Origin of the sequence: Petrocella sp. FN5, from assembly GCF_029210395.1 — a bacterium.
Classification (GTDB): Bacteria; Bacillota; Clostridia; order Lachnospirales; family Vallitaleaceae; genus Petrocella.
In genome coordinates, this window is record NZ_JARGDP010000021.1 from 1 (window position 1) to 14225 (window position 14225).

General features: G+C 36.6%; 12 protein-coding genes and 1 riboswitch. All 12 genes read left to right on the forward strand.

Going from position 1 to position 14225, the window contains the following annotated elements; all coding sequences use genetic code 11:
• Positions 1-19: 19 nt before the first annotated feature.
• The gene (locus P0N36_RS07165) at positions 20-1048 is read left to right on the forward strand and encodes a zinc-binding alcohol dehydrogenase family protein (RefSeq protein WP_275842165.1); all 1029 of its coding nucleotides are present in this window, start codon (positions 20-22) and stop codon (positions 1046-1048) included.
• A gap of 14 nt (positions 1049-1062) precedes the next feature.
• A complete protein-coding gene (uxuA, locus tag P0N36_RS07170) occupies positions 1063-2136 on the forward strand; it encodes a mannonate dehydratase (RefSeq protein WP_275842166.1) in 1074 nt (357 codons plus the stop codon).
• A complete protein-coding gene (locus P0N36_RS07175; protein ID WP_275842167.1) occupies positions 2136-3731 on the forward strand; it encodes a mannitol dehydrogenase family protein in 1596 nt (531 codons plus the stop codon). Before uxuA ends, P0N36_RS07175 begins: the two co-directional genes overlap by 1 nt.
• A gap of 396 nt (positions 3732-4127) precedes the next feature.
• Complete coding sequence (locus P0N36_RS07180; RefSeq protein ID WP_275842168.1) at positions 4128-5957, forward strand: sensor histidine kinase; 1830 nt, start codon at positions 4128-4130, stop codon at positions 5955-5957.
• Positions 5935-7491 carry a response regulator gene (locus P0N36_RS07185; protein ID WP_275842169.1) on the forward strand — a complete coding sequence of 519 codons (1557 nt, stop codon included), beginning with the start codon at positions 5935-5937 and terminating at the stop codon, positions 7489-7491. Before P0N36_RS07180 ends, P0N36_RS07185 begins: the two co-directional genes overlap by 23 nt.
• Before the next feature lie 126 nt (positions 7492-7617).
• The gene (locus P0N36_RS07190) at positions 7618-7902 is read left to right on the forward strand and encodes a hypothetical protein (RefSeq protein WP_275842170.1); all 285 of its coding nucleotides are present in this window, start codon (positions 7618-7620) and stop codon (positions 7900-7902) included.
• Positions 7899-8948 carry an ABC transporter substrate-binding protein gene (locus P0N36_RS07195; RefSeq protein ID WP_275842171.1) on the forward strand — a complete coding sequence of 350 codons (1050 nt, stop codon included), beginning with the start codon at positions 7899-7901 and terminating at the stop codon, positions 8946-8948. The genes P0N36_RS07190 and P0N36_RS07195 overlap by 4 nt, the downstream gene beginning before the upstream one ends.
• A gap of 78 nt (positions 8949-9026) precedes the next feature.
• Positions 9027-9887 (forward strand): carbohydrate ABC transporter permease, encoded by an 861-nt coding sequence (locus P0N36_RS07200; protein ID WP_275842172.1) that lies wholly within the window; start codon positions 9027-9029, stop codon positions 9885-9887.
• Positions 9887-10717 (forward strand): carbohydrate ABC transporter permease, encoded by an 831-nt coding sequence (locus P0N36_RS07205; protein WP_275842173.1) that lies wholly within the window; start codon positions 9887-9889, stop codon positions 10715-10717. Before P0N36_RS07200 ends, P0N36_RS07205 begins: the two co-directional genes overlap by 1 nt.
• 65 nt (positions 10718-10782) lie before the next feature.
• Complete coding sequence (locus tag P0N36_RS07210) at positions 10783-12051, forward strand: ABC transporter substrate-binding protein (RefSeq protein WP_275842174.1); 1269 nt, start codon at positions 10783-10785, stop codon at positions 12049-12051.
• A 173-nt stretch (positions 12052-12224) separates the two neighbouring features.
• A riboswitch (FMN riboswitch) is annotated at positions 12225-12340 on the forward strand.
• A 124-nt stretch (positions 12341-12464) separates the two neighbouring features.
• Entirely contained in the window at positions 12465-13571 is a 1107-nt protein-coding gene (gene ribD, locus P0N36_RS07215; RefSeq protein WP_275842175.1) for a bifunctional diaminohydroxyphosphoribosylaminopyrimidine deaminase/5-amino-6-(5-phosphoribosylamino)uracil reductase RibD, read from the forward strand.
• Positions 13572-14222, forward strand: a complete 651-nt coding sequence (locus tag P0N36_RS07220; protein ID WP_275842176.1) for a riboflavin synthase — start codon at positions 13572-13574, stop codon at positions 14220-14222. It begins immediately after the preceding gene.
• Positions 14223-14225 lie beyond the last annotated feature (3 nt).

Sequence of the window (14225 nt, forward strand, 5' to 3'; positions counted from 1 at the left end):
ACATAAGTAAAGGAGAACTATGAAAGCGATACTCATAAAAGAACCTCATAAAATTGAGGTAACAGATATAGAAATGGAACAATTAAAAAGTGAGAAGGATGTCCTAATCAAAGTTAAAGCCGGTGGCATATGCGGATCCGACATGCATGGTTACCATGGAACTTCCCCTTTTATTAACTATCCTGTTGTGCCCGGTCATGAATTTGCCGGTCTTGTAACAGAGGTAGGGGCAGCTGTCAAAAACATAAAAGTTGGAGATCATGTTAGCGTCGACCCAGTAATGAGTTGTGGCGTGTGCTATGCATGTAAGAGCGGACGCTATAATGTATGTTCAGATCTAAAAGTACGTGGTGTCCATGTAGACGGTGGCTTTAAGGAGTATGTTTCTATACCGGAAAAAGCGTGCCACAAGATTAACAAGAACATTCCATGGGAAGTGGCTTGTCTTGTTGAACCCTTTACCATTGCATCTCAATCTCTATCTCGCGGTGGTATTAATAAAAATGACATCGTTTTTATTGCCGGTGCAGGTGCAATTGGCTTAACGATCTTGCTAACGGCTAAAAGTGAAGGTGCAACCGTTATAATTTCAGATATTTCAGATGCCAAATTAAAAAGAGCAAAAGCCCTTGGTGCAGATTATACGATTAACACTTTAAATACGTCTTTAGAAGCATTTATTGAGGCTCATGAATCCATCGAAGGATTTACCTTGGCACTTGACGCTGTGGGTCATCCAAGTATAATTGAAAGTATATTACCCAGTATGTTACCGACAGGTAGGGTCGTATTACTTGGATTTTTAAAAGCACCGTCCAACTTAATTCAGATGGAAGTGACCAAAAAAGAACTGGATATTAAAGGTTCGCGCTTAAGTTGTAACAAGTTCACGGTTGTTGTAGATTGTATAGAGCAAGGACTGTTTAACCCTAAGAAAATTATATCTCATACCTTTGAGTATACAAAGGTTGAAGAAGCCATTGATTTGTTAATCAATAAGCCGGATGAATGTTGTAAAGTCATATTAAACTTTGATTTGGAAGCATAAAAGGAGGAAAACCAATGAAGATGACATGGAGATGGTATGGTGTAGGTAATGATGACATTACTTTAGACCATATTAGACAGATTCCAGGCGTCATGGGTGCTGTTTGGTCATTACATGACAAAGTGGCCGGTGAAGTCTGGGAAATGGAACGTATACAGGAAGTTGCAGACGTTCTGGCCTCAAAGAATTTCAGTCCCGCAGTTGTTGAGAGTGTGAATGTACATGATGATATTAAGATGGGGTTACCATCTAGAGACCATTATATAGATATCTATATTGATACCATTCGTAAGTTGGCAAAAGTGGGCGTAAAAGTTATTTGTTATAATTTTATGCCGGTATTTGACTGGACACGTACAGATTTATATAAAGAACATCCCGACGGATCCAATGCACTATTTTATGAAAAAGCCCTCGTTGAGGGTGCCACTCCAAAATCCATTGTTGACCGAATTCTCGAAGGCGCCGGAGAAAAAACCATGCCGGGTTGGGAACCGGAACGCCTGTCTCATCTTGAACAACTCTTTGAAGGTTATAAAGATATCACGGAAGATGTCTTATTTGACAATCTTAAGTACTTCTTAGAAAGAATTATACCGGTTTGTGAAGAAGAAGATGTCAAAATGGCCATACATCCGGATGATCCGCCATGGCCGATATTTGGTTTGCCAAGAATCATCAGAAGTAGAGAACATATTCAGAAATTTTTAAGCTTAGTCGACAGTCCATATAACGGATTAACCCTATGTACAGGTTCTCTTGGACCCAATAAGCTCAACGATATTCCAAGTATTATTAGAGAGTTTGGTAGCCGTATCCATTTTGCCCATGTTAGAAACGTTAAAGTCTTTGAAAACGGTGACTTTATTGAGACTTCCCACAGAGCTTGTGATGGTAATGTAGATATAGTTGAGGTCATGAAGGCTTATCATGATATCGGCTTTCAAGGCTATATGCGTCCGGATCACGGTCGTCATCTGTGGGGTGAGGAGAAGCATTGTCGTCCGGGATATGGATTATATGATAGAGCCCTTGGTGTCATGTATTTACTAGGCATATGGGATACCCTTGAAAGCGGGGTAAAGTGATGAAGCTGAATTTAAACACTTTAGATAATACTTCCAAGTGGGAAGCCATGGGTGTAAAGTTACCTACCTTTAATATAAACACAATAAAAGAAAATACTAAGGAAGCACCGGAATGGGTCCACTTTGGTGCTGGTAACATTTTCAGAGGCTTTGTAGCCAAATGCCATCAACAACTACTAGACAAAGGATTGGCAAAGACCGGCATTATAGCGGTTGAAACCTTTGATTATGAAGTTATAGAAAAAGTTTTTGACCCATCAGATAATCTGGCTTTGGTCGTTCTTATGAACAGTGATGGCAGTTTTGATAAGACGGTTGTAGCCAGCATCGTGGAAAGTATGACCTCAGAAAGTAAAAACAAGGAAAGATTGACGGAAATATTTGAGGCACCTAGTCTACAGATTGCCAGTTTCACTATTACAGAAAAAGGTTATGCCTTGAAGGATTTTTCCGGCAATTACTATCCTTTTGTTCAGGTGGATTTGGATCGTGGACCGGAAAATGCGACCCATGCTATGAGTGTTGTTACTGCACTTTTGCATAAGCGCTATCAAAAAGGTGCAACGCCCATGACCCTATTAAGTATGGATAATTGTGCCAATAACGGTGATAAAGTAAAAGCCGCTGTTATTACCATAGCAGAAGAATGGCAAAAAAAAGGCTTTGTAGAAAAAGGCTTTGTAGACTATGTTATGAATGAGAATAAGATCACGTACCCTATATCCATGATTGATAAGATTACGCCAAGACCCTCAGATATTATCAAAGCAGCATTGGTAGAGGACGGTTTAGAAGGTATGGATGTGGTTGTGACCTCTAAAAATACTTATATGGCATCTTTTGTGAACGCTGAGGTGAGTGAGTACCTGGTGATAGAAGATAAATTCACCAACGGCCGACCGGAACTTGAAAAAGCCGGTGTACTTTTCTGTGACCGAGCAACGGTTAACAAGGTGGAAACCATGAAGGTAACGACATGTCTGAATCCACTTCATACAGCCCTAGCCGTAGCTGGTTGTCTACTGGGCTATGAGCTGATAGCGGATGAAGTGAAAAATCCAATCCTTAAAAAGTTGATAGAAACCATTGGCTATGGTGAAGGTTTGCCAGTAGTTACAGACCCTATTATACTATCGCCAAAAGCTTTCATTGATGAAGTGGTCCAAGCCCGATTTGCAAATCCTTTTATTCCAGATACGCCACAAAGAATTGCAACGGACACATCACAAAAAGTGGGCATACGTTTTGGTGAAACCATTAAGTCTTATGTAGAAGATCCATCATTAGATCCGTCAAGTTTAGTAGGCATTCCTTTAGCTATTGCCAGTTGGTGTCGTTATCTAATGGGTATTGATGATCAAGGAAACACTTTTGAGATCAGCGCAGACCCTATGTTAGAAACATTAAAAGAGACAATCGATACAGTAAAGATGGGTGATGCATCTACTGACTTGAGTCCGATTTTGAGTAACCAAGAGATTTTTGGGTTGAATTTATACGAAGTAGGACTAGGAAATAAGATTGAAACCATGTTTGTAAGTATGTTACAAGGTCCAGGAGCTGTAGAAAAGACATTACAGGATTATTTGAAATAATTCTATTTCACACAATGAGCTACTTAAGAAAAAAAGAAAAGTCATGAGATGTCTTCATGATTTTTCTTTTTTTAGTAGACAGTTATTAAGTTTCCTTAGTGTATTTTTTGGCGATATTTTTATTATTGTATTGACAGATTGTGAAAAGAGTTTCAGAATAGGACAAAAGCAGAGTGTTTCTAGCTTCAATAATTTGCGAAAATGTTTGAACTGACAATATAAAGGTTTGATTTTCAAGAAGTAGTCTGAATTTTAAATGAAATATGTTGTTAAATCTATTATAAAAATGCACATAGAATATAGGTATCAATACTGTTACTTTAATTATAGGAGATTCTGGCTTATAATTTAATATAGAACTTCAACATGCAGAATAGGGTGATGCTATTGGCTTGGATGTCGAAAAGTATTCGTAGGCGATTGATTATAGTATTATTGGTATCTGTATCGTTACCTATGCTAATCATGTCAATTATGTCCTATACCAATACACGTACAATAGTTAGAGATATGATGTTGAGAGAGACCCAAACCCTTTTTGATGAAGGGAAAAACCATGTGGTCTTTTATTTTGATGTCATTAATCGAGCATCATTATATGTTTATCGCAATCAGATTAGGGAACAACATTTAGCGACTATGTTAAAAAAGGATTATGATATGGAATCTGAAAGGTTTTTTTATCATACTTTAACAACGATGAAAGAATTTGAAGATGCTATAGTACAGGTTTATATGTATTTGGATGATATACAGCGTTCCTTTTTACTTAGGAACTATATGGTAGTATCAGAGGAAAACAGTGATGGATATACAGAAAATGATAGTAGAGAAGCCTATATAAAAGGGATTCATCTGAATGAATCTTATAGAATGAAGCATATTATTAATATTAAAGAAGAGGTAATCACCTTTCATAGAAACATATATGAAGTACCTTTAGGCAAGCGTATTGGACAAGTCAGTATTGACTTGAACGCAAGGATACTTCAAGAACTTTTTGGCAACCTATATAGTGAAGATGAGTATTTTTATCTGGTAGATCGCCATGATGGGATTATTCTATATGCTTCTGAATCAAAACTAATTGGGCAAGCCATTGATCAGAAATTATATGAAAAGGCAGAACGGAGCTTTGCTAATGGGAAGAAAATATTTGAAACAAATGAGGGTAATAACCAAGGTATTGTTGTTGTGAACACAGTTGAGAAGCCATATATGGACTTGATGATGGTTAAAGTTATTCCTCAAAAAAAACTAAATGATAAACTGAATCAGATTCTTAGCCTTGTATTTTTTATTTTGAGTCTTACAACAATAATCATATTGGTTGTTTCTGTTTTGGTTTCATACTATTTTACCAAGCCTATAAATGAGTTGCTAGATTCTATTCAAAAAATTAGGAAGGGTAATCTTGACACCATAACGCATATAATAAGAGATGACGAATTTGGTAGGCTTCAGTATGAATTCAATGATATGATGGAGGCCATCAATAACCATATTGATATAGAATACAAGTTAGCGATTGAAAATACATCAAATGAACTAAAAGCGTTGCAAGGTCAGATCAATTCACATTTTATGAATAATATACTTCAATCCATTGGTACGGAGTCCTTAAAAGAAGGCAATTTAAAAGTCTATGAATTGGTTGTTCAATTGGGTCAGATGATGCAATATGCAATGAGAAATCAGCATCAGATTGTAGAATTAAGAGATGAAGTGGCTTATTGTGTCAGCTATCTCAAATTACAAAAACATCGGTTTGGGGATGCTTTTGACTATGAAATATCAATGGAAAATGAGCTTGAACATATAAAAGTACCTAAACTATTGCTGCAGCCTATCATTGAAAACTGCTTTAAACATGCATTCAAAGAAACTGAAAAGATGGGCAATATTCATGTGATTATCAAGTTGATATCGGGAAAGGCAAACATATCTATTCTAGATAATGGTTCTGGTATTGAAGCGGATCAGTTGGCTGAGTTGAAGGAACAAATAAAATCAAATTGTGATATCAATAATGCACATTACTCAATTGGTTTAAAAAACGTTTATAAACGTTTGAAATTTTACTATAAGGACAGATGCGATTTATTTATTAGTTCAACGAAGGATCAAGGCACTTGTGTGCAACTAACAATACCTACATTAGTGGCATTGGACCAATGGTTCATGGTTGAGGAGAAAGATAAAGATGAAAATGTTGATTGTGGATAATGAAAAACATGTCATTGAAGCCGTACGCTTGTTAGTGGATTGGAACAAGCACCCATTCAGTCAGGTCGAGGTTGCCTTCGATGATGATGAAGCAGTAAGAATGATACAACATATTAAGCCAGAAATCGTATTGACGGATATGCAAATGCCAAACATGCATGGTATGAAATTAGTTGAGTGGCTTCATAATAATGCACCTCATACAAAAATAATCGTCATTAGTGGTTATACCGATTTCAATTATATTCAACACACAATGCGATATGGTGGAATAGATTATATAACAAAGCCGATTGATCAGCAGCAGTTAGATAAAGCTCTAACAAAGGCTGTTGAGACGATTGAGAGAGAACAAGTGATTAAGAATCAAAATATGGACTACCAAAAGGTCAGTAAGTTGTATTGGGAAAAGCTTATTGAAAGCATATTGGAAGCACCTCATAAAAACGAACAACGGCTGGAAGCATTTACAAAGCATTTTGGCATATCGGATCAATCCAAGGTTCAATTAGCACAATTTAAAATCAATAGGTTAACAAATATTATTAGTCATCAATTTGAAACCGACATGCACTTGCTTTATTTTGCCATCATAAATATTTGCAATGAGATTTCCTCAAGTTTAGATATGTTAGGGTTCACATATGCCAGTAAAGGGAGCATCTATTTATTATTGTGGAAAAATATAGACAAATCTAACACATTGCTCAAACGTCTAGTAAGTGCCATTTACCATATATATCAAATTGAAGTAAGTGTAGGTGTAAGTGAAGTCCACCTATATCCTGAAGATATTGGAAGCTTAATCCGAGAAACTCGAGAAGCACTCGCGAATCGAAATCTGTTAGAGAGCAAGCAAAAGATTCATAATTATAATAAGGAATATGCAGAACCTATACCATTTTTTTATATGGATCGGGAGGAATACTTAAGAGCATTTAAGAGTCTGAATACAGAAAAAATCAAGTTGCTTCTTGACACGACTTTCGAACCTTATAAGCAATTGTCATATATTTCCGAGCAAATGCTAGAAATGATTGAATCTGAGTATGAGCTTAACAAACGATATTGGTTGAAAAAGTTGGCCAAGGAAGAAGACGGTTTTATACAGCTTATGAGAAAGTTTGCACAATCTAGAACCACATTGGAAGGATTGGCAAGCATTATTTACAACGATACTTTTGAGTTGGTGGAATCTATTAGAAAAGACGGAGAAGTGATTGATAATATGATTGAAAATATAGTCAGTTATGTGAGGCAACATTATGACGATGACATTTCTCTTGCTAAATTATCGGAGATATTTTTTATTTCTAAGGAGCATTTATCAAGAAAGTTTAAAAAAGAGATGGGCCAGAATCTATCGGAATTCATAACCACCATTCGCATGGAGAATGCAAGATTGCTTGTTGGTAATCCTGGATTAACGATTAAGATTATTGCAATGACGGTTGGTTATAAGGATGAGAAATATTTTTCAAAAGTATTTAGAAAATTCTATGGTATATCTCCTGTGGATTATAGAGATTGTTAGATATCAATAATTTCCTCCTCATATATCAATATCCTAAGTGTCATCAATTATAAAAGCCGGTTATAATGATTTTACGATCGTGATAGCCGGCTTTTACTATTGAATGATTATAATGGAGGATATGTTATGAAGAAAATTTTTGCACTTTTACTATCAATGGTATTTCTATTTTCTGCCTGTTCCAAAACAGAAGAAGTTAAGAATCAAAGCACCAGCGCTCAAGAATCAGCTACAACAACGCCTGAAAATGAAAAGGTGACCATTGAAATATTTCAATTTAAGGTTGAAATAGTAGAACAATTGAATGGGCTAATCGCAGATTTTGAAAAGGAATATCCATATATAGATGTTGTCATCGATACTGTTGGGGGGGGGGTCAGGACTATGGAGCGGCATTTAGAAGTCGAATGAACTCAGGTAACGAGCCAGATATATTTAATATTGGTGGGCCAGTTGAAAGAGATCAATGGATTGATTTCCTTGAGCCATTAACGAATCAACCTTGGGTTGAAAAATCATTTAAGGGAACATTGGATATGTTGACGATTGATGGTGAAGTTTATGGGCAACCCTATAATATTGAAGGTTATGGTTTGATTTATAATGTGGATATGTTTCAAAAAGCTGGAATTAATCCAGAGAACATTAAAACATTATCATCACTAGAAGCAGCCTTTGCTAAACTTGAGGACATGAAAGATACGTTAGGTATAGAGGATGTATTGTCCTTCTCCATAGTCGATACAGCTTGGTGGACAGCAGCGATTCATGCCATTAACATTCCCTTTGCAAAACAGGAAAATCCATTGGAATTTATTGAGAATTTAAACAATATGACAGCTACAATGTCAGGAAATGACCGTTTCATGGCTTTTACTAATCTGATGGACTTATATTTTAAATACAGCTATTCTGATTTAATGACAGTCTCTTATGATGACCAGGTGGGTGATTTTGCACTAGGAAAAACGGCAGTCCTACATCAAGGCAACTGGACGATTGGTATGCTTGATGAAATAGATCCAGACCTGAAGGTTGCATTTTTACCACATCCTTTGAATGATGATTCTAGTTGGACAAATGGTTCTATTCCTATTGGTGTACCTAACTACTGGTGTGTCAATAAAAAAGCATCGGAAGATAAAAAAGATGCAGCAAAATTGTTCCTTGACTATATGGCGTCAAGCGAACGAGGCGCAAAGTTTTTAGTTGAAGAGTGTTCCTTTATTCCTGCTTTTTCCAATATTAAATTAGAACCATCCGATCAGTTAGCAGCCTCCATTTTGGAGTACAGTGCTAAAGGAGATACGGTGCCATGGGTATGGATGTACACACCTAGTGGGTTTTGCGATATTGTTGTAAAAGAAGCCATACAGAATTATTATCTAGGTAATAGTGACAAAAAAGCTTTTTTAGAGGCGTTAGATAAAGGCTGGACAGAGTTAAGTTCAAAGTAGAATAGTATTTAAATTGAAAATCATATAACAACACCTGCATAAATGCAGGTGTTGTTATATAAAATGTGAGGATGGAATATGAAAAAATCTATGAAAAGAAAGTTGATATTTTGGGGATTTTTAGGACCTAGTCTTATTGCTTTTACTATTGTTGTATTGGTGCCTTTTGTTGTTGGTATATATTATTCTTTTACAGACTGGAATGCTGTTCCAGGCAGTACAATTCATTTTGTTGGTTTGGTTAATTATAAGAATGTCTTCAATGATCCACAATTAATCAGAGCTTTTAGAAATACATTCATTTATAGCTTTTATGCCGTCTTTTTAATCAACACCATAGGCTTTTTGTTGGCGCTTTTGGTAACACAAAAAATGCGATCAGCCAATCTGTTAAGAACCGTCTTTTTTATGCCGAATCTAATAGGTGGCTTAATTCTTGGTTATGTATGGAAGTTTCTTTTTTTGAAAATAGTACCAAATATTTTTCAAACGGATGGGAATATGCTATCCAAACCTTCTACGGCTCTGATTGCAATGGCTATAGTTGCCACATGGCAGATGGGTGGTTATATCATGGTCATCTATGTGGCAGCCATTCAAGGTATACCATCAGAACTCCTTGAAGCCTCAAAGATTGATGGCGCCAACAGCTGGCAGAATATTAAATCCATTATATTCCCGTTAGTAGCTCCGGCATTTACAGTGAGTATGTTTTTGACATTACGTTCAGCTTTTATGATATATGACGTTAATGTATCACTCACCAATGGTGATCCAATTAGGTCTACGGAACTCATAGCTATGGGGATTCTTAGTAAGGCCTATAAAGAGTTAAATTTTGCGCAAGGTCAGGTCCAAGCCATTTTATTTTTTGTGGTGGTTGCCTCTGTATCAATGATACAAGTTTATTATTCAAAAAAGAGAGAGGTGGAAATGTGATGAAGAACTACAATAAAAAGAGACTAATTCTAGAAGGCATAGGACTGATCCTTGGTATCTTGTATCTTTCACCTTTCTATATTATTGTATCAAACAGTCTTAAATCAAAGAGAAACATATTAGTGGATACTATGGGGTTACCGACTACGTTACAATTCGAAAACTATACCACTGCTATTGAAAAGATGGAGTTTTATAAGTCGTTTATTAATTCTGCATGGATTACCTTTTTGAGTTTGATAGCTTTGGTGCTTTTTTCATCTATGGCTGCATGGATTTTGGTTCGAACAAAATCAAAAATAAGTACTTTAATTTTTATGATGTTTGTCGCTTCTATGCTCATACCATTTCAAGCTGTCATGCTACCACTTGTTGATTTTTTTGGTGCCAATAAATTAAATCTATTAAACAACAGATTTGGCATAGTACTTATGTATATCGGTTTTGGTTCGAGTATGTCTATTTTTTTATTCCACGGGTTTATAAAATCCATTCCTTTGGACCTTGAGAATGCAGCATATATGGATGGATGTAATGTATTCCAAATTTTTTATCATATTATATTGCCGCTAATCAAGCCAATATCTGTAACGGTTGCCATTTTAAATGGCATCTGGATTTGGAATGACTTTTTATTGCCATCCTTGGTTTTACAAGAAAAAGCTTTGCGAACCATTCCGTTAGCAGCTCAATACTTTTTTGGCGCATACTCAAAAGATTGGCATTTAGCGATGGCAGGTTTGACATTGGCAATAATTCCAGTTATTATCTTTTATCTTTTGGCACAAAAGCATATAATAAAAGGAGTAACAAATGGTGCCATGAAGTGAAAAATATTAAATGAGTATTACAACGGGCAAGGTGACTCAATGTATTGAAAAAGGGTGGTTGATTTATGAGAAAGTGGTTATGTTGTTTTTTGGCACTTTTATTACTCACGGGTTGTAAGGGGGGAGAAGTGCGTGAGAATAGAGATATAGGTTTGAAAGAAGATGTAGAGGAAAAGCAAATACTGAGTATATATCAATATAAGTTGGAAATTGTCGAGCCATTAAGAAGATTGGCGGACGCATATGAAAAAATGAATCCTAATGTTAGAATTATACTTCAAAACTCAGGAGGTACAGATTACTATGAAATGATTAAAGCAGAATTTGCCGCTGGAACACAGATTGATATATTCAATATAGGTACGAAAGATCAATTACTTACATGGCAATCCACTTTAGAAGATTTATCAGACCAATCATGGGTTGCACACTTGAAAAACAAGGTGGCTGATAGGATCACCATTGATGGTAAGATTTATGGAATGCCATATGCAATTGAAGGCTATGGCTTCATCTATAACAAGACCTTGTTTGAAAGAGCAGGTATTCTATCGTTGCCAAATGATTATACTGAATTTGTGGAGATGGTAAAACAATTAGATGACTCAGGAATAAGACCTTTTTATAACGATTATCAAGAATGGTGGGTCATTTCACAGCATAGTTTTAATTTTGTCATAGCGGGTCAAAATGACCCAGAAGCATTTATTGAAGGTCTTAGAAATGGTACTGTAGACTTAACCAATAATCAAGCGATGTATAAGTGGTTAGATTTAATAGATTTAACCTTGAAATATGGACAAGAGAAGCCATTTATGACGGGTTATAGCCAATCATTAGAGGCTTTCTCTAAAGGAGAAGCCGCAATGATATTCCAAGGAAACTGGACACAGGACCAATTGGATCAGTTGAATCCTGAATTGGATATGGGGATATTGGCAGTACCTCTGACAGAAAATTTAAAAGGTAAGATTCCAATTGGAGTTCCATCTTATTGGTGTGTCAATAAACAATCTAATGTTAAAGACATTGCAAAAGATTTTCTGGATTTCATGGTTAATTCTCAAATAGGTCAAAGCTATATGACTGATGAGTTTAAGTTTATCCCATCATTCAATCATATTCCTTATGATATTGTAGAATTAGGATTATTGTCAGAATCCGTCAATCAGTATCTGGATTCAGGTCAATATTATGATTGGTATTGGTTAGGATTGCCTACAGGTGCTATTAATGAAATGAATACATATTTTTACAAATACTTTAATGGCGAAATGGAACTTGAAAAAATGTTAGAATCAATTGAAGACCTGATTTATAGTCTATCCAATTAGTCTATAATTAAAATGATTAATTCGGTTTGAACCTAGCTTTAATTCTCCAACGATAAAGACCCCAGACATTGTTATTAGAGAAATACAAATACACAAAATAGAGAAATACAAATATACAAAAAAATTGACATTAAAAAAATTTGATGCTATAATTACCCCATTAAACAATTGAATAGTTCCTTCAGGGCAGGGTGTAATTCCCGACCGGCGGTAAAGTCCGCGAGCCGATTTCGGCTGACTTGGTGTGATTCCAAGACCGACAGTAAAGTCTGGATGAGAGAAGGCAATTATAGCATGAAAAATTATGCTTTAATGAAACTGTGACAAGCTCTGAAGATGATTCTTTAGAGCTTTTTCTATGTTTAACGGTATGTTCAAAATGTCTTGAATTTGCAAGGGAATGGGAGGACGTTATGGATCAAGTATATATGAAGAAAGCCATAGCCTTGGCCAAACGTGGTGTTGGCAGAACAAACCCAAATCCAATGGTCGGTGCAGTAATTGTAAAAGAAGGTCAGATTATCGCCGAAGGCTACCACGCATATTATGGTGGTCCCCATGCTGAGGTGAACGCCTTTAAGAACGCCACAGCTTCTGTGGTAGGTGCTACCATGTATGTAACACTGGAGCCATGTTCTCATTATGGAAAAACGCCACCTTGTGCCAACTTAATTGTTGAAAAGGGTATCGGTAAGGTGGTTGTGGGTATGATGGACCCTAACCCGGAAGTCTCAGGTCGTGGCATTGCTCTTCTTAAAGAAAACAATATAGAAGTGGTTGTATTAGACATGGGTGATGAACTGCTCAAGCTTAATGAGATTTTTCTAAAGTATATCAAAAGCAAAAAGCCCTTTTGTATTCTAAAAACAGCCATGACCATAGATGGGAAAATAGCCACTAAAACAGGTGAATCCAAATGGATTACGAACGAAGCATCCAGAAAACAAGTCCATCAACTGCGTCATCAAGTCATGGGTATTATGGTAGGTGTCGGTACGGTTATAGCGGATGATCCGAGCCTAACAACGCGCCTTGAAGATGGTCGAGATGGCATAGATCCCATTAGAATTATCTTAGATACGAGAGGTCGTATCCCACTGGATGCCAAGGTCTTAACTCAAGTATCCGAGGCAATCACCATAGTCGCTACGACAGATTTAATGCCGGAAGTAACAAAAAAAGCCATTGAGGCCACAGGTAATCAGGTTATGGTCTTACCTATAAAAGAGCATCAGGTGGATATGATAGCACTCATAGAAGTTTTAGGTGAACAAGGCATAGATAGTATCCTTATAGAAGGCGGTGCCACTTTAAACTACTCGGCCCTACAAGCAGGTGTTGTTGATAAAGTAATTGCTTACGTGGCACCCAAAATTTTTGGCGGCGATTTAGCTAAGACGCCGGTTGGTGGGATAGGTATATCCAAGGTGAAAGAAGCGATTCTACTCGAAGATCTTACCACCACCATCTGTGAGGGTGATATTGTTATAGAAGGCTATATCAAGAAGGAGGGTTTATAGATGTTTACAGGGTTAATTGAAGAAATCGGTTATATTCAGAAAATCAATAAAACAACCAAGTCCGCTAAGTTGACCATTCGGGCATCCAAAGTCACCCAAGGTTCCAAAGTGGGCGATAGCATATGTACTAATGGTGTCTGTTTGACCGTGGTTCATATGGATGATATCAGTTTTACTGTGGACGTAATGCCGGAAACGATGAGAAGCAGTAACTTAGGGGAACTCACTACCAACAGTCCAGTGAATCTAGAGCGGGCATTACAGCTACAAGATCGATTAGGCGGGCATATGGTCTCAGGCCATATTGATGGTGTTGGAAGGATTCACGAAATGGTAAAAGAAGCCAATGCAACGTGGGTGAGTATAAAAGCAAGTCCTCAATTATTAAAATATATAATTCATAAAGGCTCAATTGCCATTGACGGTATTAGCTTGACAGTGGCCTATGTAGATGAAGAGATGTTCAAAGTATCTCTAATACCATTAACAAAGGAAGAAACAAGCTTACTTGGTAAAAAAGTGGGTGATAGTGTGAACTTGGAATGTGATATGGTCGGAAAATACATTGAGAAATTAATGCTGTACCAAGACGTGGCAGAACCTAAAAAACCTATGGATATGAATTTCCTTAGAGACAACGGATTTATGTAAAGG

Coding starts and splice junctions, on each gene's coding strand:
- P0N36_RS07165 (WP_275842165.1), top strand. CDS start 20: ATGAAAGCGATACTCATAAAAGAACCTCATAAAATTGAGGTAACAGAT.
- uxuA (WP_275842166.1), top strand. CDS start 1,063: ATGAAGATGACATGGAGATGGTATGGTGTAGGTAATGATGACATTACT.
- P0N36_RS07175 (WP_275842167.1), top strand. CDS start 2,136: ATGAAGCTGAATTTAAACACTTTAGATAATACTTCCAAGTGGGAAGCC.
- P0N36_RS07180 (WP_275842168.1), top strand. CDS start 4,128: ATGTCGAAAAGTATTCGTAGGCGATTGATTATAGTATTATTGGTATCT.
- P0N36_RS07185 (WP_275842169.1), top strand. CDS start 5,935: ATGAAAATGTTGATTGTGGATAATGAAAAACATGTCATTGAAGCCGTA.
- P0N36_RS07190 (WP_275842170.1), top strand. CDS start 7,618: ATGAAGAAAATTTTTGCACTTTTACTATCAATGGTATTTCTATTTTCT.
- P0N36_RS07195 (WP_275842171.1), top strand. CDS start 7,899: ATGAACTCAGGTAACGAGCCAGATATATTTAATATTGGTGGGCCAGTT.
- P0N36_RS07200 (WP_275842172.1), top strand. CDS start 9,027: ATGAAAAAATCTATGAAAAGAAAGTTGATATTTTGGGGATTTTTAGGA.
- P0N36_RS07205 (WP_275842173.1), top strand. CDS start 9,887: ATGAAGAACTACAATAAAAAGAGACTAATTCTAGAAGGCATAGGACTG.
- P0N36_RS07210 (WP_275842174.1), top strand. CDS start 10,783: ATGAGAAAGTGGTTATGTTGTTTTTTGGCACTTTTATTACTCACGGGT.
- ribD (WP_275842175.1), top strand. CDS start 12,465: ATGGATCAAGTATATATGAAGAAAGCCATAGCCTTGGCCAAACGTGGT.
- P0N36_RS07220 (WP_275842176.1), top strand. CDS start 13,572: ATGTTTACAGGGTTAATTGAAGAAATCGGTTATATTCAGAAAATCAAT.